Origin of the sequence: Brevundimonas sp. (assembly GCF_046295775.1) — a bacterium.
Lineage (GTDB): Bacteria > Pseudomonadota > Alphaproteobacteria > Caulobacterales > Caulobacteraceae > Brevundimonas.
Genome location: NZ_JBKBML010000001.1, coordinates 1 through 18,787 on the forward strand (window position 1 = coordinate 1; position 18,787 = coordinate 18,787).

Genomic DNA, 18,787 nt, shown 5'->3' on the forward strand with positions numbered 1-18,787 from the left:
CATGTTCCTGCGTCCCACCGTCGTTCGGGCGCGTGAGGATGTGGACGCTTTGGGCCGGGAGATGGTGGCGCGGCTCAGCGCGCTAGGCCTGCCGGTGGAACGCGTTGCGCCCTGAGCCTGCTAACAGTCGGCGCAAGCGGGCGGGTTATGTGTCGCTGCTAGCGACGGCGTCTGCATTCGGGCTTGCGGCCCTTGGGACCGGTTTAGGCGCTGCGCTGACCCACTACATCCGATCCTCGATCGACCGTGAACGGGGGATCGTCGATCGCATAAGCCTGGAAAGCGCAGTGGCGTTAGCGGCCGGGCGTCTGGCGGCGGGCGCCGAACATCGCCTGGCGCCGCATGATGTCGAACCTGTCGTGCTCAATGGTCGAAGCGTGGCGCTTTGGATGTCATTGCCGGAAGGCAAGCATGACCTGGTGATGGACGAAGAGGCTGAACTCGCGGAAGTGCTGGAGGCGAGCGACCTGCCCAGGTCGCTGACCGTCACGGCTCAGAACGAGACGGGAACCGGACTGGCGAGGCTTAGCGCCTCATCGAAGTTGACCGCGGCGCAGGAGGACCAACTGCGCAGACGCTTCACGGTCGGTCGCGCCCCGGAGCCTCTGGCCCCAGAGGCGATGCAGCCAGACGGCGACGATGTTCGCACGATCGCGCCGGGCGACCAGATCGACCTGCGAGCGGAGCTTGCGTCGCAACGCTTTCAGTCAGTCCTGTGGGTGCGGCTGAGGTTTGGTGGTGAGCGGGTGTGGCGAACGCACGACTATCGGCAGCTTCGGGTCGGCGAATAATGGATGTGTCATCAAGTGGCGGCCCACGTCGCCGTCGCCAATAGCTTCGTTAGATATCAGCTACCGTCAGCATTGATCAGCCAGTTTAATCGCACTTTGGCAGGAACCTGCACGGCCTCATCTTCCATCACCGGGAGCCGGCCCCACTTTCAGCCGGGCCCAGAAGCCACCGCACGCCTCCTTCAATCAACTTGGCGTAGGGCACGTGCGTGCGGAAAGCCGCCAACGCCACCTCCCGTATCCGCACTAAAGCGCCTTTTTCGGTTGTCTCGCCTTCTGAAACGGCGTTCGGCGCCGTGGAGCCTGAAGCGCCGGCAATCGGTCGGCCCACTGTCGCGCTAAGGCTTTGGAGTTGCGCCACGAGTGCTGCAGCGACGCCCGCTCCCCACTGGCCAAGCGCTACGTCCTGAGTATCTGAGCCATCCACTAAGATTACTGTGCCATCAGGTATGAACTGCATTACGTACGGGCCGCTTGCTCCCGGCGCCTCTGCGGCCGTCGCGGTGTGCCGAAACGACGATAGGATCTCCGCTGAGCGTCCGTAGGCGTAGGCGTTCAACAGCTCATTGCAGGTCGTTGGATGGGAATTGGATGCGGGGTCCCGAACGGGCCACCGGACTAGAATCATGTTGGGCGCCGCCGCGCCTTGTTCGTTCAGGACGGCACTCAGGTCCGGCACCACAGCGGCGAAGCCCTCGCAAAAGCGGCGATTCCGGATCCCTTGATCCTCACGGAGTAGCACGACCGCGGTAGGCATTGGCCCAAGATAGGTGTTTGGCCCGACGGGTTGACGAACTGCGATCGCGGCGCCCGGCCTTCCGAGGCCCGAAAGCGATTGCAGTCCCGCAGCTTCGGACGTTCCTGCTGCTGAGAGAGAACGTGCCTGTTCAGTGGCGGCGCATCCCCCAAGCGTTAGAGCGATTAAGGGTATCCAGATCTTGCCCATCGCGTCCTCCCTCTGGTTCAGAAAACACTGAACTGCGAAGGAGGCAAGTATTCACCGGAGGGCAAGCGGCCAGGGATGCGCGTGGTGAAACTTGCAGCGCCTTATCGGGCCGTTGAAGTGTGAGGCAATCTGGAAGGATCGCAGAAGGTTGAATGGAGAGGGGCGAGGCCAACTTCTGTGAATGCCGCTTATGCGCATTTCGCGAACAAGGTGGGAACAGGGGGGGCGGGCGACCGCTTTGCGTCAGAAGCACACATTGCCGCCCCAGCCAAAACCTGACGTTTTGCCAGCATAAGTTTCAAGGCGTGACGCCGCCGGGGACGTCGCTCGGATTTCGTGCCTGATGACTGGCTGCTATCGGAAGTCAGCCTGCGCTTCTCAGCACGGGCCCGGCCGCGACTATGGCCTGCGATCGAGAGTTGACCTCCAGCTTGCGCAGGATGGCCGAGACGTGTTGCTTCACCGTGCCTTCGGTCAGGTCCATTTCGGCGGCGATCTGCTTGTTCAGCTTGCCGTCCGCCAAGGCGCGCAGGACGCGTAACTGGGCCTTGGACAGGCTCGCCAGTCGTCGATGCATGTCGATGCTGACGGGGTCGGGCTGGACGCCCGCGGGAAACAGCTCCTCGCCCCGCAGGATGGCGCCGACGGCGTTGACCAGGGTTTCGACAGGCTCGGACTTGGACAGATAGGCGCGGACGCCGAAGGCGCGGGCCATGGCGACGGTGTGCTGGTTGACGCGGGCCGACACGATGGCGATGTGGGTTTCGTCGAGAAGTTGCTGCAGACGCAGCAAAGCGCTGAAGCCGTCGGCGTCCGGCAGCATCAGGTCCAACAGGACCAGCTTCACCCGCGAACCGTTGAGCCGGACGTACTCTTCTGCTTCCGCCGCGCTGGTGACCCGCCCGACATCGAGGTGCGGGTAGGCGGCGCGGATCGACAGCTCGAAGGCCTGACCCACGAGCGGATGATCGTCGACGATGAGCACGATCCAACGCAAGGGCCGCTCCTTTCACACACGGCCAGATTGACCCTGATAGTCTTAACCGCGCCTTTCGATTGTGCATTGTGGAGGGGCGCACATGCCTGATCTGGGTCCGAACCTATAACTTTGGTTCGATTTAGCCGGTTTTGGCGGGTCGGTTTGTGGACCGCGCGGCGGATGTGGCTGATTTGGACGGCCAACGCAGTCACCCCTCTCGTTGGAGCTCATCATGTTCATCAAGACCCTCGCCTTCGCCGCCGCAGCCCTGACCGTTTCGGTCGCCGCTCCCGCCATGGCCCAGTCCGCCTCGACGACCGGAACCGGGTCGATCACGGTCCTGCGCCCCCTGACCCTGACCAAGAACGCCGACCTGAAGTTCGGCACCGTCGTGCGCCCCACCAGCGGCGCCGGCACGGTGGCGGTCAGCGCTGCGGGCGCCCGGTCGGTTGCGGGCGGCGTGGTCGGCCTGAGCTCGGGCGATACGCCCCAGGCCGCGCAGTTCACCGTCGACGGTGAAGGCGGTCAGTCGATCTCGGTCACCATCCCCGCCACCTTCTCGATCGTAAACGGCACCGACACCCTGACCGTCACCACGACGAACAACCTGTCGGGTTCGGCCGCCAGCCAGACCCTGAGCAACGCCCTGGGTTCGGCCGGCTCGCTCAGCTTCCGTGTTGGCGGCAGCGTGCCGGTGGCCTCCACCACCCCGACCGGCGCCTATGCGGGGACCTTCACCGTCTCCGCCGCCTACAACTGACCGCAGCCGTGTTTCCGCTGAAGGATCCGGGGCTCGACGAGACGGGGATTAACCCCCTGAAGTCGGCAAGCTGTCATTCTGCGCGACGTTCCAACGCCAAGGCGCGCGCCATGCTGTATCGACTGTTGCTTCCCGTCCTTCTGTTGCTGGCCAGCGTGCTGCCGGCCAGCGCGCAGAGCGGCGCCGACCTGAACATCTCGCCCAAGCGTGTGGTGTTCGGGCCGGGAGAGCGCGCGGCGACGGTCTACATCTTCAACCAGGGCGACGCCGAAGCGACCTACACGGTCGAACTCGTCGACCGGGCTATGACGGCGGACGGGCAGATCGTCCCGGCCGCCGACCGGCCTGACATCGCCGTGGCTTCCGCACTGGAGCTGGTGCAGCACACGCCGCGCCGCATCACGCTTCAGCCGCGCGAGAGCCAGGCGATCCGCGTGCGCGCGCGTCCCGGTGCGGGCGGCGAACATCGCACGCACCTGACCGTGACCGCCCTGCCGGCCGAAACCGCCGGCTTCACCGCCGAACAGGCCGCGCGTGAGGGGGCCGACGAACTGTCGGTCCAGGTGGTCGCGCTGTTCAGCATCAGCATCCCCGTAATCGTCCGCGACAGCGTGGCTGACGCGCAGGCCGCTGTCGAAAACCTGCGCCTGGTCCAGGGCGAGAGCGCTCAGGGCGTGGGCCTGGACCTGGTTCGACTGGGCGAGAGCTCCGTCTATGGCGATATCGAAGTCCGCCAGGGCGCGCGGCCTGACGGCCCCCTGCTGACGGCGGTGCGTGGTGTCGCCGTCTATCCCGAGATCGAGCGGCGCGCGGCCGTGGTCGCTCTGCCTCGCGCCCTGGCGTCTGGCGAAGCCGTCACCATCGTCTATCGCGATGACGACGCCCGTCCGGGTGAAGTGCTGGCGTCGGCGACGCTCATCGCGCCGTGAAGACCGGGCTGTCGGCCGGTCTGGCGCTGCTCGTGCTGGGCGTCGCTGACGATGTCCGAGCCCAGGCAGTCGTGCGCAATCTGGTGATCGCCGCCGACCCGCAGCCATTCACGCCCGACGATCTGCTCTGGATGGAGGTCCGGTCCGGCGAGCTGCTGCTGACCGACTCCCTCAACGTCTACTCATCGCGCGCCGGCGTGTTCGTGCCGCTGGGCGAGCTGTCGCGGGTGCTGGACCTGGCCGTCGGCGTGTTTCCGGCGCAGCGCCGGGCGGAGGGCTGGGTGCTCTCGCCGGATCGGCAGCTGATCGTGGACCTGGCCGCCGGCCGTGCGACGGTCAACGGCCGCGTCACGCCGATCGCTCCCGGTCAGGCCGCCTTCTACGGCGACGACCTCTATGTGCGGCTGGACCTGCTGCAACAGTTGCTGCCGCTGCAGCTGCGCGCCGATCCGGCGGCCCAGGTCATGGAGCTGACCCCGACCGAACCGCTTCCGTTTCAGCAGCGAGAGGCCCGGCTGCGCCGTCAGGCCGGCCTGGGGCTCCTGGTCGGCGAGGCCGACGCCGTGGCGCTGGAGACACCCTATCGGCCGTTCACGCCGCCGGCGTTCGATGTGAACATCGGCGGCCAGCTGTCGCGAGACGGTTCGGACCTGGCGCGACGCTATGATGTTCGGGCGGCCGGCGATCTGCTGTGGGCGGGCTTCGAGGGCTATGTGGGCTCCGATGACCGTGGCGACATCGGCGACGTTCGCGTGATGCTGACCCGCAAGGATCCAGGCGGACGCGCGCTAGGCCCGCTGGGCGGGACGCGGGCCGGTCTGGGCGACGTCTTTTCGCCGTCGATGGCCATGGGCGCGGCCGGATACGCGGGCCGGGGCGTATTCTACACCTCCGCCCCGCTGGAATCGCTGGACCTCGCCACGCCGCTGAACCTGCGGGGAGAACTCGCCCTGGGCGAGGAGGTGGAGCTCTACGTCAACGAAGTGCTTCAGGCGGCCCAGACCTCGCCGGTCCAGGGACGCTATGAGTTCCTGAACGTGCCGCTGGCCTACGGCCTGAACACGATCCGACTGGTCTTCTACGGATCGCAGGGTCAGAGCCGTGAGGTCGTTCGACGCATCAACTTCGGCTCCGGCCAGCTGGAGCCCGGCCGTCTGGCGCTGCGCTTCGGCGCGGTGGAACAGGGCGCCGCCGTCTTCGACGTGGGCCAGGCGCCGTCCGTGCCCGACCAGGGACGGTCGCGCATCGTGGCGACGGCCGAGTACGGCCTGACGCCCGCGCTCACCCTGGCGGCGGGCGCGGCCCGCTATTCGCCCGAGACCGGCCCGGCGCGCACTCTGGGTTCATTGGGTCTACGCGGGTCGCTGGGCGCCGCCGCCAGCCAGCTGGACCTGGCTTTCGACGATCAGGGCGGCAGCGGCGTGGGACTGGGCCTGGCATCCCGGGTGCTCGGCGTTTCAGCGGTTGGGCGGCATGCCGAATATTCCGGGGGCTTTGTCGACGAGACGCGCCAGCTGGGCGTGATCGGACAGGCGCCGTTGCGACGCGCCACCGACCTGCGCCTAGACGGACAGGCTCGCGGTCCAGCAGGGCTGGCCCTGCCGGTGTCCTTCAATCTGCGTCGGCTCGAACGCATCGACGCCCGTGCGCTGACCAACGCCGAACTGCGCGCGTCCGCCCCGCTTGATCGCTACTATGTGTCCAGCAGCGTCGTCTGGGAGGACGAGCGCGGCGGCGGTCTGGAAAGCCGGCGACGGCTGGCCGGCGCCACCGATGCGGCGACCCTCGTCGCCTCCGTGGTCCAAGTGCGAGGTGGGCTGTCCTACGTGCTGGCGCCCGACGCCGCGATCGAGAGCGCCTATGTGCTGGCCGACTGGCAGACGTCGCGCTCGAACGCTTTACGGTTCGGCGCCATCCGCACCCTGGGCCCCAATCCCACGACCAGCCTTCAGGCCTCGAACCTCTGGCGCGCGTCGCGCTTCGATCTGGCGTTCAACGTCTCGTACGAAACCGGCTCACGCGACTGGCGCATCGGCCTGCAGATGGGCTTCGGATTCGGCTACGATCCCTTCGCGAGGGGGTATCGCTTCACGCGGCCGGGCGCGGCATCGGGCGGCGCCGTCGCCGTCAACGCCTATGTCGATGATAATGGCGACGGCGTGCGTCAGGCCGGCGAGATCGGCGTGGGGAACGTCGTGGTCGACATTCCCGGCAGCGTCGATCTGACCGACGATCAGGGCCGCGCGTTCGTGTCCGGCTTGGGCGACAGCGCCTCGGCGCGCATCCGCCTGGACGCGCAAGGCGTGGATGACCCTTTCCTGACCGCCGGACCGCCCGTGTTCAGCGTCACGCCGCGCGCCGGCCGGGTGGTGACGGTGGACTATCCCATGCGCCGCAGCGCCGAGCTGGAGCTGACGATCGCCCTGCGCCGCGGCGACGGCTCCGCCCGTCCCCTGTCCGCCGTCAACCTCTCCCTTGTGCCCGAATCGGGCGGCGAGCCGCTGGCCGGGCGCAGCGATCACGCCGGCGTGCTGTTCCTGGAAGGCGTGCGTCCCGGCGCCTATCGCGTAGCCCTGGACCCCGCCCAGGCCGCCGCCCTGGGCCTTGAACTGGTCGAGGCGCCGACCGTCGTCGTGCCGCCCAGCGGCGGCTTCGTGCGCGCCGGCGAAGTCGTCGTTCGCCTCGCCGCGGGAGAATCGTGATGCGCGTCATCTGGCTTCTGCTCATCCTCGCCCTGGGCTGGTCGATGGCCCCCGCGATGGCTCACGCTCAGCTCAGGGTCACGCCGTCCCCGGCCGGCGCGCCGGTTCTCGGCAACACGATCCGCGGCTCCAGCGCGACGGTCTTTTCGATTTCCACAACGGGGGGCGTGACGCGTGTTTCGGGCGACGCCATTCGCCTGGGTCCCGGCGTTGTCACCGCCCCGACCGTGACGATCGACTGCGGCTTCCTGAACCTTTCGAGTCTGTGCGCCCTGCGTTCGGTTCGCGTGACCATCACGCCGGTTAACGGGTCGAGCGCGGCCCACATTACCCGCTTCCGCGTCGCCTCGGTCAGCGGCATGAGCTATCGCAGCGGATCGGCGCCAAGCGAAGCCTCCAGCATGAGCTTTGACATCAACCCCATCGGCCTTTTGGGCTCGGCGGTGTTCCGATTGGGCATGGATATTCGCTTGGATGCGAACGCGCCGAGCGGGAACCAGCCAGTCAGCTATATCGTAACGGCGCAGTTCATCTAATGACGCTGATCAGGCACCTCATTATCGCCGGCGCCATCGCTGTTTGCGCCACCGGCGCTCAGGCTCAATCCGCCGAGGGCGGCGCAGCCCTGCAGGTTCATCGCAGCCTCAGCGTGGCGACCCTGAGTCCCATGCGCCTTCACCGCGACAGAGACGCAGCCGCCCTTGTCGCCCAGAACGGCGTTACCGCCGACAGTGCCGCAGTCATACGCTTAAGCGGAGATGCGGGACGAGCCTATCGCATCCGCCTGCCGCGCCGAAACCAAGCCGACTGGCGTGAGCTGAGCATCTGGAGCGCCAACGATGGCGACATATCCGACGGCCTTAGCGGTCGTCTGGATGCGGAAGGGCAGGACACGCTCAGGATCACCGGCCGAACCTCTCAGCATGCGGGGATGGCCGTGCTTCCAGTCAGCATCGACTACGACTAGGTGACCGCCCGCGCCGCGCGAATCAGGTCGCGCATCATGGCTTGATCGAGAGGATCGCGGCGAGCGAACTGCGCATCCAGCGCCACAGCCTTCTCGCTCAGTGCTCGATAACCGAAGAGCCCAGCCGCCCCCGCAAGTCCATGAACCACCCGCTCCATTTCCGACCGTTCGCCCTGCAACAGCGCCCGCTCCAGCACGTCAGCGTCGGCATTCGCGCGTTCGACGAAGCGCCGCCTCAGAGCCTCCAGCGGATCACTAGTCATGTCGTCCCGCCGCCAACAGGGCCCGAACGTCCGCCGCAAGCGCCATCGGATCGAAGGGCTTGTTGATAACGCCGATCGCGCCAAGGGTCGCGTAGCGATCACGTTCCTCCGCCTGCACGCGTGCTGTCATGAAGATGACCGGCGTGGTTTGAAGCCCGTCGATTTGGCGCAGCCGATCAAGGGTGCTCGGTCCGTCCATGCCGGGCATCATGACGTCCAGCAGAATGACGTCCGGCCTGAGGCCGGAGCCCAGCTTGGCCAGCGCCTCCGCGCCGGAAGATGCGGACGCCAGTCTGATGGCGGGATCGATCTCCAGCGCGTAGGCCGCAACCTCTCGGATGTCGTCCTCGTCGTCGACGTGCAGCAGATGCAGATCGCTCATCGCGCCGAGTCTCCCTTGCGTGTCAGTTTGCGTACAGTACGGGCCAGTGTGGCCAGAGACGTTCGTGATTTCACCAGAACCGCTTCGACATGGGCGCCCATTACGGCATCTGTCTCCTGCGCCGAATAGATGATTACGGGGATAGGGCCGCCGATGCCGTCTTCAATCAGCGGCAGGAGCTCAAGCCCTGATCCATCGGGCAATCCGAGGTCGAGGATAACGAGATCATGTCTTCGCTCGGCCAGCGCCTTTCGGGCCGCGGCCAGATCCTCGGCACGCTCCATGTCGGCGACGCCGGACAGGGCGGACGCTGTGACGGTCAGAATGTCGGGGTCGTCATCGACGTGCAGTATCCTCGGCCGCTGCACCCCACTGCGCGACAGCATGGCCGCTACAGCGCCGCGGAGTCGCGACTGATCAAAGGGCTTCTCCAGCCAGTCGACCACTTCCAATGACCGGCCTCTGGCGCGGCCGCGAGCAACATCGCCCGACACGACCACGACCGGAAGATCACGCGACGAAGCCCTGGCCCGCAGCGCCCGGATCAGGCTGACGCCGTCCGCGTCCGGCAGTTGCAGATCGACCAGCACCGCATCGTATCGGTCCGAATGCGCGGTAGCGAGCGCCTCGCGGGCGGTCGGGGCGATGTCGGCGACGAAGCCGTCCATGATCAGCATTTCGCGCAGAACCTGAGCCGCATCCGCATCGTCCTCGACGATCAGAAGTCGGGCCTGCTCGCCGCCTGCGGAGGGCAGGTCCTGCGTCATCGGCAGGTCGAGATGGAACGTGGCCCCCGCGCCAGGCTCGGATTCGAACCACAGGCGGCCGCCATGCCGCTCCGCGATCTCGCGCGCGATGGCCAGGCCGAGGCCCGTGCCGCCCTTGGCGCGCGTGTCGGACCCGTCAGCCTGGGCGAACTTCGAGAAAATCCGCGACCTGAACGCGTCTGGAATGCCCGGGCCTTCGTCCCGCACGCTGAGGCGAGCCAGGCGGGATTCGGGATGCACCGACACCTCGACCACGCCGCCGGTCGGAGAAAACTTGGCGGCGTTCGACACCAGATTCACCACCACCTGGATCAGTCGATCAGCGTCTCCGCGCACCGGGGCCGCCGCGCCTTCGGCCAGAGTGATCTCTACGCCCAGGTTCTCGGTGAAGCCGCGCAGACTTTCGATCGAGCGTTCCGCGACATCGCGCAGATCGACCGGCGAGAGGTCCAGCGTCATCTGGCCGGATTCCAGCTTCTCCATGTCCAGAATGTCGTTGATCAGCCGCACCAGACGCTGGCTGTTGGCGTGGGCGATGGCGATGAGGCGCGCCGGACGCTCCGGCAAAGCGCCGGCCGCCCCGCCGGTCAGCAGGCCCAGCGATCCGGCGATCGAGGTCAGAGGCGTCCGAAGCTCATGGCTGACGGTCGACACGAACTGCCGCTTCATCTCTTCGACGCGCCGCCGCTCGGTTATGTCGCGGATGACCGCGACCAAATGCACGCCGGTCGGCAGTGTCATGGGGCTGAGCGCCACATCGACCGGGAACACGACGCCGTCACGCCGTCGCGCCGTCATCTCGCGCACCAGGCCGCCTTCGAAATCGCCGTTGCGGGCGCCCAGTCGCGCGAGAAAGGCGGCCTCGTCATCCCCCGCCACATCGAGCAGAAGCGAGACGTCGCGGCGCGTGATGTCCTTCGCCGACCAGCCGAACATCTTTTCCCCGGCGGCATTCAGCGTTTCGATGCTGCCGCTGGGGTTCAACGTCAGGATGGCGTCAATGGCGCTGTCGAATATCGTCGTCTGGCGCGCGGCCACCGCCTGCACCTCTGACAGCAGACGTCGCCGGGTGACGACGTAGCGCCAAGTCAGGATGAAGGCCGTCGCTACGCTGGCGAGGAGCAACAGGAACAGCACGCCGACGAGAGTCTCGGTCGACCGGGTCCGGCGGTCCGCCCGACTTGTGACCTCACGCAGGGCCTCGGCCTCGACCGCGACCATGCGGTCAATCTCCTCCCGGATCGCGTCCATGGCGGCCTTGCCGGATCCGCTGGCGACAAACGCCAGGGCGGCATCACGACCCTGTTGCTGGCGGGTCTGGATTCCTTCAGTGAGCGTCGCCTGCTTGCGCGCCACCAGCGCCCTCAGATCGACCATATCCTGGCTTCGAGCGGCGTCGCCGCCGTACAGGCCTTCCAGGCGTGAGATCTGTTCATCGAGATTCGTCTCGGCGACGTCATAAGGCTCCAAAAACCGCTCGTCGCCGGTGATGATGAAGCCACGCTGCCCGGTCTCGGCGTCTTGCAGCAAGGAAAACACACGCTCGATCTGCGCCCGGGTTTCATGGGATTTTTCGACCTCTTGCCGAATCTCGCGAGACCGTTCGAACTCCCGCGCCAGTTCGAAACCGATCACCCAAAGGCTGAGCACGACCAAGGCGATGCCCACAAAGCCCAGCCAACGCTTGAGGCTCCCGGACGCGTGGCGATCAGGTGCAGAACGGATCATGCGCGCATTCAGCGGTGAGCTTCATCATCAGACCGTTAAAATCGGCATGATTACGCCATGAGGTTGAAGTGGTGGATTGCGGCTATCTCTGGAAGGGTCGCAGGTTCCGGAGCCTGTCGCCCATCGCCCTGGAGATCACCGGCACGCGCTGGAACGGCCCGAAGTTCTTCGGCCTGAGGCCCAGGGGATGACTGCATCACGCTGTGCCATCTACCCCGCAAGAGCTCCGACGAGGGTCTGGAGCAGGACTTCAACTCGCTCGACGCCCAGCGCGAGGCCTGCGCCGCCTATGTGACGTCGCAGAAGGGCGAGGGCTGGGTCGAGTTGCCGAAGCGGTATGACGACGGCGGTTACTCCAGCGGCAACATGCAGCGACCGGGCCTACTCCGGCTGCTCGCGGACATCGAGGCCGGGCGCATCGACGTGGTGGTGGTCTACAAGGTCGATCGCCTGACCCGGTCGCTGTCGGACTTCGCTCGCATCGTCGAGAGGTTCGACCGGTGCAATGTCAGCTTCGTCTCGGTGACCCAGGCGTTCAACACCACCACCTCCATGGGGCGTCTGACCCTGAACGTGTTGCTGTCCTTCGCCCAGTTTGAGCGCGAGGTCACCGGCGAGCGTATCCGCGACAAGATCGCTGCGTCCAAGAAGAAAGGAATGTGGATGGGCGGAAACTCCCCGCTCGGCTACATCCCGGACGGCCGCACCCTGAAGGTCATACCGGAAGAGGCCGACACCGTGCGCTGGTGCTTCGTCCGCTATTTGGAGCTGGGCTCGGTCTATGAGCTCCAGCGAGAGATGAAGGCGGCGAGCATTGTCTCTCGAATACGCACCTCGAAGGCGGGCAATACGACCGGCGGGCAACGTCGCCTCCCATTGAGCCGCGTGCTTGGAGTTATTCCAGGCGACCTTGTTGGCCTTGATGTAGGCTTCGGCGGCCTGTGAGAAGGTGACCGCCTTCGCGTCCTCGAGCTTCCTGGAGACGCGTTCGGCGTTCCGCGCGTCGATGGGGTCGATGCCGCGGAGTTTCAGCTTGCGCGCCTCAAGTGCGAGCTCCCGCGCTTCAGAGAACCACACCGATCCGAGCGGAGAGAACGCCCTTCTTTTGGCAGCTTGTGCGGGGCCGCAGGCGGTTGCCTGTGGAGGTGCTGTGCTTGTCACGACGGCAGTTGTCTACTGCGCGGCCTCTGAGGGGTGCCGAGGAGCAGTCGGGAGCCTGTTCGGAAGCATTGTTGATCTGTTCCGATCAGGGCCAGTTTACAACACCCCGGCCATCGAGGTGGGTGAGCCGATCACCGTCCCCGATGGCGAACAATCTCAGGAAGAGGGCGGTATTTACTGCGTCCCTGGCACGGCCACTCAAAGCGGCGACGACTACATCGGTAGCACCGACAATCCGGGAGACCGGCTAAGGGATACGAATGACGGGCGAGACAGAACGCAAGCCGAGGTCGTTGGGGGGTATCCACGCGGCGACCGTGACGCTCGCCGGAATGCAGAACAACAGACGATTAATGATCGCGGTGGAGTCAGAAATCTCGACAACAAGAGAAACGAAGTGCGCGAGCGTGATTGGGAGCGTCGGGGCGTCCGAACGCACCGCGCTTGAGACTGATCGAAGTCTCCAAACCGAAAGGGTCATGCTGTCCGAAGAAGCTGTTGTCGCGGGACGGGTTCTTGCGGAGCGGCAACTGATGGCCGCGGCGCAACTGCGCCCGCGTGAAGAACAACTGCTCGCCAACCGGCAACAGCTGAATGCGCTCAACCGACAACTTGAAGACAATCGATATCAGCAGGAGCAACTGGCCGCCCAACTCAGTCAGTTGGAGAGCGAGCGAGCAGAAGCCTTGGCCGCGATAGACGTGCAGTCGGCGCAGTTCGCCCAATCGCGGGTTTCTTCCCACGCAAGCTCGTCGCAAAACATCGTCGCGCCCCTGTCCGGTCGCATGTTGTCCGTCAACGTACAGCCTGGAATGCCCGTCGAACCCGGCCGGACGATCGCCACGATCCTCCCCGAGGGCGCTACGATCGAGGCTGAACTCTGGCTGCCATCGCGCGCGATCGGGTTCGTGCGCGTGGGCGACGACGTGGCGATCAAATATGATGCCTTCCCCTATCAGAAGTTCGGGACGTCACGCGGCGTCGTCCGGGCGATCAGCCGCTCGCCGACGTTGCCGAACGAGTTGCCGATACCGCTCGACGTAAAGGAGCCGCTCTACCGGGTGTCCGTTACCGTCCCGGTCGAGACGATCATCGCCTATGGCCAGCATTGGGATCTCGCCCCAGGGATGCGCCTATCGGCGGATGTGACGCTGGATCGCCGCAGTCTCGCCGAATGGCTGCTGGAACCCGTCATGGCGTTGCGCGGCAGGGACGGCGCGTTCCGAACGGCGCGGTAAATCATGGCGAACATCAACATCAATCAATCCGAGCTGTCGGAATGCGGGTTGGCTTGTGTCGCGGTCTGCTCGACATTGCTGGGGCAGGAAATCAGCCTCCGAGAACTGCGCACGCGCTACAACGTGCCGTCGCGTGGCATGACGGTGGCCGACATCGTCGACCTTGCCGCGTCAATGAACATCTCGGCGCGGCCTGTGAGTTGCGACCTCGACGAACTCGGCAAACTCAGCATGCCGGCCATCCTGCACTGGGACATGACGCACTTTGTCGTGTTGAAGCGATATCACCGGAACCGAAGCGCGACGATCTTTGATCCGGTATACGGCGAGCGCGTGGTCTCGTACGCCGAACTCAACCGGTCCTTCACCGGCGTCGCCGTCGAGATGAGCAAGAGCGCGGGTTTCACGCGACGTCGGGAACGGTCTCCGCTTCCCATCAACTCGTTCATCGTATGGTCGCAGCCATTCAAGAGGGCGCTGCTTCAAATCCTGCTGCTGTCGTTGGTCATCCAAGTCTATGTCCTGGCGAGCCCACTCTATCTGCAAGTCGCCGTCGACGAAGGCGTTGCCAGAGGCGACCAATCCCTGCTCATGACGCTCGCGATCGGTTTCGGTCTGTTCGCGTTGTTTAACAGTGTCGCCGAGCTGCTTCGCGGGTTTCTGGTCCAGCGCGCGTCCCTTCTTCTCAACTGGGACATGTCGACAAGGCTGATGAACTCGCTGGTCCGGCTTCCCCTCGGGTGGTTCCAGCGCCGACATCTTTCCGACGTGCTTGTCCGCATCGAATCTCTTCAACCTATCCGGCAGCTCTTCACCAATGGGCTGGTGAGCGTGGTCGTGGACGGCCTCTTGTCGATCACGACTTTACTGATGATGTTTCTCTTCGCGTGGCAGCTCGCGGTCATCGTGCTTGTGACATTCGCGCTGGCGACTCTCGTCAGGGTGCTGAGCATCCGTAGATCCATCCGGCTATCGGCCGACGTGCTGCAAGCGACGACACTCGAGCAGGGCAAGCGGATCGAGACTGTCCGCGCGATCCAGACCATCAAGTCAATGGCCGGAGAGAGCGCCCGCTATCGCGAATGGAGCAACGAGCTGGTGAACTTCCTGCGCGCGGTGCAGAGAAGTGGAAATTTCAGCATCGCCATAAAGTCGGTGAGCGCCACGCTCGACGCCGTCTCGCTGATCCTTGTGGTCTATGTCGGCGCGACCATGGCGCTGGGCGGAGCGATCACCGTGGGCGTGCTCTTCGCATTTTCATCTTACCGGCTTCAATTTCAGAACCGAGCGACCACGCTGATCGAGACGGCGCTGGCGTGGAAGATGCTCGACCTTCATGCCGACAGACTCGCAGATATCGTTCTGACCCAGCCGGAGCCAGGGCATGACAGCCGCGAGACCGTCAATACGGCGCTCGACGGGCGGATCACGGTCGAGGGAGTGGGTTTCCGGCATGGCGCCAACGACCCTTGGATTCTGAAGGGCGTCAACCTCAGTGTCCAGCCCGGCGAGTTCGTGGCCATCGTCGGCCCGAGCGGTTCGGGCAAATCGACGCTGCTGAAACTCTTGGCCGCCCTCTACCAACCCACCGTCGGCGCAGTGACCATTGATGGCCGGTCGGTGTCGTCGTGGGGCGCCCGTGCAGTGCGCCGGGTCATCGGAACGGTTCTACAGGACGACGAACTCTTATCGGGCTCGGTGCTCGAAAACGTGTCGTTCTTCGCGGACCAGCCTGACGTAAAGTGGGCGGAGCAGTGCCTTGAGCGGGCGGCGGTCCTCGACGAAATCATGGCGTTTCCGATGGGGTTGAATACGCCGGTGGGTGATCTTGGGTCGCTTCTGTCAGGCGGACAGAAGCAGAGAATCCTCATTGCGCGTGCGCTATACAAGAGACCTTCGATCCTGCTTCTGGACGAAGCCACTAGCCATCTCGATCCGAAAACTGAAGGCGCCGTCAACGCTGCGCTGAAAGAACTTAGAATCACGCGCTTGATCGTCGCTCACCGCCGAGAATCAATCGAAGCTGCGGATCGCGCCGTCGTTCTTGTCGATGGAAAAATCCAATCCATGCCGCCTCCACCTCCACCCACCCGCGAAGCCGCCTGATCACGCCTTCGTGATTTCCTTAAGACTGTATCAGCGATGCAGAAAACTACCTGACCGCGAGTGGTCGCGGTGTTTGGGAGGCTTGGAATGCGATTACTCAGTGAGATCGAAATGCAGTCGGTGGCGGGTTGCGGCGCACAGCCTCAGGGCCAAGGTAAACGGGTGGGGGTCGACACCGACGGCGACGGCAAGGTCGACAAGATGGCGACGGTGTATGCAAACGGCGTTCTCGTCGTGGACGGCGAAGAGGCTACGACGAACTTCGCCTGGGCAGGGACAGTCACGTTCACCGCTTTCTTCCTTAGCCTGGGCTATTCCGACGGCGCCAACGGCCCGTCCGGCTACGCTGGCGTCGATGCAATCCCGTTTAACTGGAACTACAGCAATGTGGATAACAGCGTTCAAGATCCGTCATTCAACTACAATATCGGCAGTGATGGCCTGAACGCTGGCTGGTGGAGTAATCTGAGCCCGGAATCAAGCACAGGCTTCTACTCCGACCACTTCAACAGCTACAACCCATACACCGGCCACTGATGAACGGAGCAGGCGTGCATCAATCTGTATTGATAGATCTATGATCGCGCGCCTGCCAGTTCTGTTTCTCGTAGCGTGGCTTGCCGGATGCGGCCAGCAAGGTCAGCTTTCGAATCTGCCAGAAAACGCGATCGTTGTTAACGCGGATATCAATCAAGATACGTTCGACAACTACAAGCGTGAGTTCTCTCGCACCGGTTCTCGGGATCTTGTTATAAGTTCTCGGGGCGGCAACAACTCGGTGGCGTTAGAGTGGGCGCGGTTTATCGTCGATAACCGCATCCGGGTCACCGCCCGAACCTTCTGCGCTTCGGCGTGCGCCTCGCATCTGTGGATCGCGTCAGCGGACAGGGGCGTTTTCGGTCCGACCTTTCTCGGCTTCCACACGACATCCGAATCCAATCGCATCATGATTGACCTGACCCCGTCCGTGCCCACGGCACATGACGTCTTGGATCGGGCTGAAGGCGAGCGATCCCTCTATCAATCCGTAGGCGTGAGTTACGATCTGCTCGTCGACCCCGCGTGGCATCTCCAACCAGTGTGCGGTCAAATCGGCGAGGACGGTAAATTCGGGTTCGTAAGCAAGTTTGGGCTCTGGGCTGCCACCCCCGATCAGCTCGCCTCCTACAAAGTCAGCTACCGCGGGAGCCTGCCCGCCACACGCGAAGAAGCGGAACAGATTCTGGCGGACATCACCCGTTCCGGCTCGGTGAGTTTCGCGTTCGGGGGCGACGCCTCGCCCCTAGAGGAATTGCCAAACTGCAATACCCTGCCGATGATCGTCGCGCCCTAGGCAAGTCCTTTGCGAGCCGTGTAAAGCCGCCGCGTCAGCGACGGCTGGCAAGTCGATCCGGCCGATCGGTTCATGCAAGAGGGAACTGGACTGGGTCGTCGTCCCAGGGATTGAAGATCGCCGCGCCGCTGTGAAGCACGTCACGGGTGTTGCGGATGGCGAGGAACAGCTCGTGCTCGAGAGCCGTCGCTGTGAGGAGCGTGTCGATGAGGCGGGTGCCTGGCCGGTCCGCCGCTTCGTTTCGCCAGAGATTTCGCCCCATCGCCGGACCACGAGATCGTCGACCGACAAAATCCGACCGGCGAACCGCCCCTCAAGCGCATCGCGGGCGGTGATGCATCTTGACGGCTGAGGATGTTCGTCCGGCAGGTTGTGGATGCCCTTCTTCTTCGTGCGCGTCGATCGGGCCGGGAACATCTCCAAGCTGCAGTCGGCCAGGGTGCCCAACCAGTTATTGATCTCGGCGCGGACCCGCGCGGCGTAAGCGCCTCTGAGGCCATCATCAGGGTGGTGACCCAGGATGATGGCGACACCGAGCCGAAGATCTGACTGGACGAACGTGCCGTAGAAATGGGCCTGAAGCGAATCGCGGAAGTTCCCAGCCGGCGCACAGACCAGAGGCGTGCTCGGCGGGAGCACGGGCGCATCCCCTTCAGTCGGCGGATGGATGCGGAGTTCGTCCCGAAGTGCGGCGGCGTAGAACCCGCCGCTGCTGGGGATGAGGGCGTTGTTTGCTTGAAGGCAAGATGGACGGTCTGAAAGACGCGCTGCTGGGGCCAGGGCAGCTGTATGAGTCGCTTCGGGCACGGACGACCGGCTGACGAGCACTGATCAGAAGGCTCGTTTCTAGGGCGGAAAATTAACTGCGCGGGACGGAAGGCAGACCGCTTCTGACTCATAGCGGCGGTTCGCGATGTCTGCTCTCGGGGCTAAGCGCCGAGGCCGCACGATAGGACCGAACCTGACGCTTTGCGGATTATCGAGATAATTGCTTCCAAGCTCATGCTTAGTGAGATGATTTAGAGCCATTGCGCGAAGCGCAACCAGAAACCATCGCTGATCGTATCTGCCGGCAGGCGCATTTGATCGCGTCGCTCCACTAACGATGTGAACCCATGCGCCGTGTGTCCTTGCTGATCGCTTTCGCAATCTTGTCAGCCTGCGCCGCCCCGTCGCCGCCCGAACGGGCTCAACCGACCAACGCCGCGACGGCGGTGTTCGCCGCAGGGTGCTTCTGGTGCGTCGAGCAGGCGTTCGAGAAGACGGAGGGCGTGGCCCAGGCGGTTTCCGGCTACACAGGGGGCATCACGGTCAATCCGACCTATGAGCAGGTGTCAGGCGAGGGGACCGGCCACTACGAGGCGGTGAAGGTGATATATGACCCGGACGTGGTCACTTATGCCCAGCTGCTGGATGTCTTTTGGAAGAACGTCGATCCGTTCGATCCGATCGGCCAGTTCTGCGACAAGGGCTCGTCCTATCGCGGCGCCATCTTTCCCGCGACGCCGGAAGAGGCGGCCGCAGCCGAAGCCTCCAAAGACGCCGTGGCCGAACGGTTCGGCCGCAAGGTCGAGGTGCAGATCTTGCCCTCGGCGCCCTTCTATGACGCCGAGGCGTATCATCAGGACTATTATCTGAAGAATCCGCAGACCTATGCCTTTTACAAGTGGCGCTGCGGTCGAGCTCAGAGGCTGGAGCAAATCTGGGGTCCGGCGGCGGATTAGACGGGCCGTCG

General features: G+C 64.5%; 17 protein-coding genes and 1 pseudogene. 14 read left to right on the forward strand and 4 right to left on the reverse strand.

All coding sequences use genetic code 11. The features are described 5' to 3' along the window. Positions 1–149 precede the first annotated feature (149 nt). Positions 150–791, forward strand: coding sequence for a hypothetical protein (locus tag ACK4I0_RS00005; protein WP_409606872.1), 642 nt, complete (start codon positions 150–152; stop codon positions 789–791). Positions 792–2,101: 1,310 nt separating this feature from the next. Here the strand turns inward: ACK4I0_RS00005 and ACK4I0_RS00010 are convergent. Then, positions 2,102–2,734, reverse strand: a complete 633-nt coding sequence (locus tag ACK4I0_RS00010) for a LuxR C-terminal-related transcriptional regulator (protein WP_409606873.1) — start codon at positions 2,732–2,734, stop codon at positions 2,102–2,104. A 214-nt stretch (positions 2,735–2,948) separates the two neighbouring features. Here ACK4I0_RS00010 and ACK4I0_RS00015 point away from each other — a divergent pair, with 214 nt between their 5' ends. The 5 genes from ACK4I0_RS00015 to ACK4I0_RS00035 all read left to right on the forward strand — a co-directional run bounded on the left by ACK4I0_RS00015 (position 2,949) and on the right by ACK4I0_RS00035 (position 8,074). Beyond that, complete coding sequence (locus ACK4I0_RS00015; protein ID WP_409606874.1) at positions 2,949–3,476, forward strand: DUF4402 domain-containing protein; 528 nt, start codon at positions 2,949–2,951, stop codon at positions 3,474–3,476. A gap of 110 nt (positions 3,477–3,586) precedes the next feature. Continuing rightward, on the forward strand, positions 3,587–4,405 hold the full coding sequence (locus tag ACK4I0_RS00020) for a hypothetical protein (protein WP_409606875.1): 819 nt from the start codon (positions 3,587–3,589) through the stop codon (positions 4,403–4,405). Next, the gene (locus ACK4I0_RS00025) at positions 4,402–7,107 is read left to right on the forward strand and encodes a hypothetical protein (RefSeq protein ID WP_409606876.1); all 2,706 of its coding nucleotides are present in this window, start codon (positions 4,402–4,404) and stop codon (positions 7,105–7,107) included. The genes ACK4I0_RS00020 and ACK4I0_RS00025 overlap by 4 nt, the downstream gene beginning before the upstream one ends. Beyond that, on the forward strand, positions 7,107–7,643 hold the full coding sequence (locus ACK4I0_RS00030; protein WP_409606877.1) for a hypothetical protein: 537 nt from the start codon (positions 7,107–7,109) through the stop codon (positions 7,641–7,643). Before ACK4I0_RS00025 ends, ACK4I0_RS00030 begins: the two co-directional genes overlap by 1 nt. Next, complete coding sequence (locus tag ACK4I0_RS00035; protein WP_409606878.1) at positions 7,643–8,074, forward strand: hypothetical protein; 432 nt, start codon at positions 7,643–7,645, stop codon at positions 8,072–8,074. Before ACK4I0_RS00030 ends, ACK4I0_RS00035 begins: the two co-directional genes overlap by 1 nt. Here the strand turns inward: ACK4I0_RS00035 and ACK4I0_RS00040 are convergent. The 3 genes from ACK4I0_RS00040 to ACK4I0_RS00050 are packed head-to-tail and all read right to left on the reverse strand — an operon-like array spanning position 8,071 to position 11,214. Continuing rightward, entirely contained in the window at positions 8,071–8,337 is a 267-nt protein-coding gene (locus ACK4I0_RS00040) for an Hpt domain-containing protein (protein ID WP_409606879.1), read from the reverse strand. The genes ACK4I0_RS00035 and ACK4I0_RS00040 overlap by 4 nt on opposite strands. Then, on the reverse strand, positions 8,330–8,719 hold the full coding sequence (locus ACK4I0_RS00045) for a response regulator (protein WP_409606880.1): 390 nt from the start codon (positions 8,717–8,719) through the stop codon (positions 8,330–8,332). Before ACK4I0_RS00045 ends, ACK4I0_RS00040 begins: the two co-directional genes overlap by 8 nt. After that, a complete protein-coding gene (locus ACK4I0_RS00050) occupies positions 8,716–11,214 on the reverse strand; it encodes a CHASE3 domain-containing protein (RefSeq protein WP_409606881.1) in 2,499 nt (832 codons plus the stop codon). The genes ACK4I0_RS00045 and ACK4I0_RS00050 overlap by 4 nt, the downstream gene beginning before the upstream one ends. A 65-nt stretch (positions 11,215–11,279) precedes the next feature. On the opposite strand from ACK4I0_RS00050, the pseudogene ACK4I0_RS00055 reads away from it, so the two are divergent. The 8 genes and pseudogenes from ACK4I0_RS00055 to msrA all read left to right on the forward strand — a co-directional run. After that, positions 11,280–11,405: pseudogene (locus tag ACK4I0_RS00055) on the forward strand (DUF2924 domain-containing protein); the annotation flags it as partial. A gap of 46 nt (positions 11,406–11,451) precedes the next feature. After that, positions 11,452–12,159: a recombinase family protein gene (locus ACK4I0_RS00060; RefSeq protein ID WP_409607295.1), complete on the forward strand. Its 708-nt coding sequence runs from the start codon at positions 11,452–11,454 to the stop codon at positions 12,157–12,159. Between the two features lie 476 nt (positions 12,160–12,635). Next, positions 12,636–13,613, forward strand: coding sequence for an HlyD family efflux transporter periplasmic adaptor subunit (locus ACK4I0_RS00065; RefSeq protein ID WP_409606882.1), 978 nt, complete (start codon positions 12,636–12,638; stop codon positions 13,611–13,613). A 3-nt stretch (positions 13,614–13,616) separates the two neighbouring features. Further along, a complete protein-coding gene (locus tag ACK4I0_RS00070; RefSeq protein WP_409606883.1) occupies positions 13,617–15,719 on the forward strand; it encodes a peptidase domain-containing ABC transporter in 2,103 nt (700 codons plus the stop codon). An 87-nt stretch (positions 15,720–15,806) separates the two neighbouring features. Next, positions 15,807–16,256 carry a hypothetical protein gene (locus ACK4I0_RS00075; RefSeq protein WP_409606884.1) on the forward strand — a complete coding sequence of 150 codons (450 nt, stop codon included), beginning with the start codon at positions 15,807–15,809 and terminating at the stop codon, positions 16,254–16,256. A 40-nt stretch (positions 16,257–16,296) separates the two neighbouring features. Then, positions 16,297–17,052 (forward strand): hypothetical protein, encoded by a 756-nt coding sequence (locus ACK4I0_RS00080; RefSeq protein ID WP_409606885.1) that lies wholly within the window; start codon positions 16,297–16,299, stop codon positions 17,050–17,052. Between the two features lie 376 nt (positions 17,053–17,428). Further along, positions 17,429–17,536: a short-chain fatty acyl-CoA regulator family protein gene (locus ACK4I0_RS00085; protein ID WP_409606886.1), complete on the forward strand. Its 108-nt coding sequence runs from the start codon at positions 17,429–17,431 to the stop codon at positions 17,534–17,536. 631 nt (positions 17,537–18,167) lie between these two features. Beyond that, on the forward strand, positions 18,168–18,776 hold the full coding sequence (gene msrA / locus ACK4I0_RS00090) for a peptide-methionine (S)-S-oxide reductase MsrA (protein WP_409606887.1): 609 nt from the start codon (positions 18,168–18,170) through the stop codon (positions 18,774–18,776). Positions 18,777–18,787 lie beyond the last annotated feature (11 nt).

Coding starts and splice junctions, on each gene's coding strand:
- ACK4I0_RS00035 (WP_409606878.1), top strand. CDS start 7,643: ATGACGCTGATCAGGCACCTCATTATCGCCGGCGCCATCGCTGTTTGC.
- ACK4I0_RS00045 (WP_409606880.1), bottom strand. CDS start 8,719: ATGAGCGATCTGCATCTGCTGCACGTCGACGACGAGGACGACATCCGA.
- ACK4I0_RS00050 (WP_409606881.1), bottom strand. CDS start 11,214: ATGATCCGTTCTGCACCTGATCGCCACGCGTCCGGGAGCCTCAAGCGT.
- ACK4I0_RS00065 (WP_409606882.1), top strand. CDS start 12,636: ATGACGGGCGAGACAGAACGCAAGCCGAGGTCGTTGGGGGGTATCCAC.
- ACK4I0_RS00015 (WP_409606874.1), top strand. CDS start 2,949: ATGTTCATCAAGACCCTCGCCTTCGCCGCCGCAGCCCTGACCGTTTCG.
- ACK4I0_RS00030 (WP_409606877.1), top strand. CDS start 7,107: ATGCGCGTCATCTGGCTTCTGCTCATCCTCGCCCTGGGCTGGTCGATG.
- ACK4I0_RS00085 (WP_409606886.1), top strand. CDS start 17,429: ATGCCCTTCTTCTTCGTGCGCGTCGATCGGGCCGGGAACATCTCCAAG.
- ACK4I0_RS00070 (WP_409606883.1), top strand. CDS start 13,617: ATGGCGAACATCAACATCAATCAATCCGAGCTGTCGGAATGCGGGTTG.
- msrA (WP_409606887.1), top strand. CDS start 18,168: ATGCGCCGTGTGTCCTTGCTGATCGCTTTCGCAATCTTGTCAGCCTGC.
- ACK4I0_RS00080 (WP_409606885.1), top strand. CDS start 16,297: ATGATCGCGCGCCTGCCAGTTCTGTTTCTCGTAGCGTGGCTTGCCGGA.
- ACK4I0_RS00040 (WP_409606879.1), bottom strand. CDS start 8,337: ATGACTAGTGATCCGCTGGAGGCTCTGAGGCGGCGCTTCGTCGAACGC.
- ACK4I0_RS00075 (WP_409606884.1), top strand. CDS start 15,807: ATGCGATTACTCAGTGAGATCGAAATGCAGTCGGTGGCGGGTTGCGGC.
- ACK4I0_RS00020 (WP_409606875.1), top strand. CDS start 3,587: ATGCTGTATCGACTGTTGCTTCCCGTCCTTCTGTTGCTGGCCAGCGTG.